The sequence below is a fragment of the Holdemanella sp. genome (assembly GCF_056804935.1).
Genome location: NZ_DBMEXE010000258.1, coordinates 1 through 2,027, shown reverse-complemented (window position 1 = coordinate 2,027; position 2,027 = coordinate 1). Strand labels below are relative to the sequence as shown.

Annotated in this window: 2 protein-coding genes; both read left to right on the top strand. The window is 34.0% G+C overall.

Annotated elements, in window-relative coordinates; genetic code table 11:
- Window positions 1-815, top strand: an 815-nt coding sequence (locus ACZQCL_RS09040; protein ID WP_482482920.1) for an ATP-binding protein, incomplete at its 5' end; no start/stop codon positions are given.
- 124 nt (window positions 816-939) lie between these two features.
- Complete coding sequence (locus tag ACZQCL_RS09035) at window positions 940-1,899, top strand: helix-turn-helix domain-containing protein (protein ID WP_337618779.1); 960 nt, start codon at window positions 940-942, stop codon at window positions 1,897-1,899.
- Window positions 1,900-2,027 lie beyond the last annotated feature (128 nt).

The following is a 2,027-nucleotide window of genomic DNA, read 5'->3' as shown; positions in this document are numbered from 1 at the left end:
CCCTTCAAAATATTACATATCACAAGCATATGGAGAATGTAGTCCATACGCATTTAATTGGAGATGCATTACAACTTAGAAGAATTCTCGTAAACCTATTAACGAATGCCATTAAGTACAATAAGTCAAATGGCACGATTGATACGTATGTCAGAGAAATATCGAGTGATGATTCAAAAGTTACATTTGAATTTGAAATTAAAGATACGGGAATTGGTATGAGTGAAGATTATATTGAGAATCACTTGTTTACGCCGTTTTCACAAGTTAAACAAGATGCCAGAACAAGATATGAAGGAACTGGTTTAGGTATGTCGATTGTGAAAGGCTTAGTGGATAAGCTTGGTGGAAGTATTGAAGTCAAAAGTGAAGTGGGTGTAGGTACACAAATTAAGGTCATTCTTGCTTATCAATTGGATACATCCAATACTGCAAAACAAGATACTTCAAAATTGGATTTAAAGGATAAAAGAATTCTTTTAGTAGAAGATAATGAAATCAATATGGAAGTGGCAGAGTTTTATTTAAATGCCGTACATGCCAATGTAGATAAGGCATGGAATGGATTAGAAGCAGTTGAAAAAGTTAAGGAACAACCAAATAAGTATTCTTTGATTTTGATGGATATTATGATGCCAAAAATGAATGGGGATGAAGCTGCTAAATGCATTCGTAAAATCAATCCATCCATTCCAATTGTTGCCATGAGTGCGCAATCAGAATATAGTATGAATCAAATGATTATGAATGATTCGATCTCAAAACCAATTGATGAACAAAAGCTTAATCATATATTAAGTAAATATGTGTCATAGATAAAGACTTGATTTGAATTCAAGTCTTTTCTAGTATATGCAACTGTAAATTGATAAATTGACAAGCCAGGTTGGTGGAATGCAACCGCAAATTTTAGTAAACTTTGGCTTAGGAGGAAGAACTATGATTCTAGCTGATAAAATAATTGAAGAAAGAAAAAAGAATGGATGGACACAAGAAGATTTGGCACAAAAACTAGGTGTATCCAGACAATCGGTTTCAAAATGGGAAAGTGCAGGAGCAATTCCAGATTTAAAAAAGATTATTCAGTTAGCTGACTTATTTGGAGTGAGCACAGATTACTTGTTAAAAGATGAAGTTGAAAAAGAAAATACAGAGACAATATGCGATACAGATTGTGAATTACATCGTGTGAGTATGGAAGAAGCGAATACATATATGGATGAAAAGAAAAAAGCAGCACCTATGCTTGCGAATGCGACAACATTATGTATCTTAAGTCCAATTCCTTTGTTTCTAATTTCAACTTTCAATAATGGCTTAGCCATTGCAGTCGCATGCACTATATTATTAGGTATGGTTGCACTTGCAGTATTTATCTTCATTAAAACAGGAATTAAATTGAGTTCTTTACAATATTTAGAACAAGAACCCTTTGAAACAGAATATGGTGTAACAGGACTTGTCAAAGAAAAGAATCAAAACTATCAAGAACATTATTCTTTCTGTCTAGCCTGCGGTGTTGTTTTGTGTATTTTATCTGTAATTCCGTTGATTATTGCAGGTTGCATGGAAGCATCTGATTATGTGTGTACATTATGTTTAGCTGTATTATTAATTTTGGTTTCCGTTGGCGTGAATATTCTAATTCGTGTTTCCACAATAAAAAGTAGCTATGATACATTGCTGCAAGAAGGTGATTATATGAAAAAAGAAAAGCTCGCAAAGAAGAAAACTGAAACATTCACAGTTGTATATTGGTGTCTTGTAACAGCTGTTTATCTTGGTTGGAGCTTATGGACAAAACAATGGGATATCACCTATATGATTTGGCCTGTTGCTGCCGTCTTATATGCAGCATTGTATGGAATTGTAAGAATGGTCATGAAATTAGATAAATAAAAAGATTGTACGTTACTTGTACAATCTTTTTTAGGTATGCCGGGCATGGCATATATCTAGACAGTGAAAGTCTGTTGTGGGGGTTGTAATCACAGTGGCCAACCACTAGCCAAGACCAAGGGTGTCCA

Coding starts and splice junctions, on each gene's coding strand:
- ACZQCL_RS09035 (WP_337618779.1), top strand. CDS start 940: ATGATTCTAGCTGATAAAATAATTGAAGAAAGAAAAAAGAATGGATGG.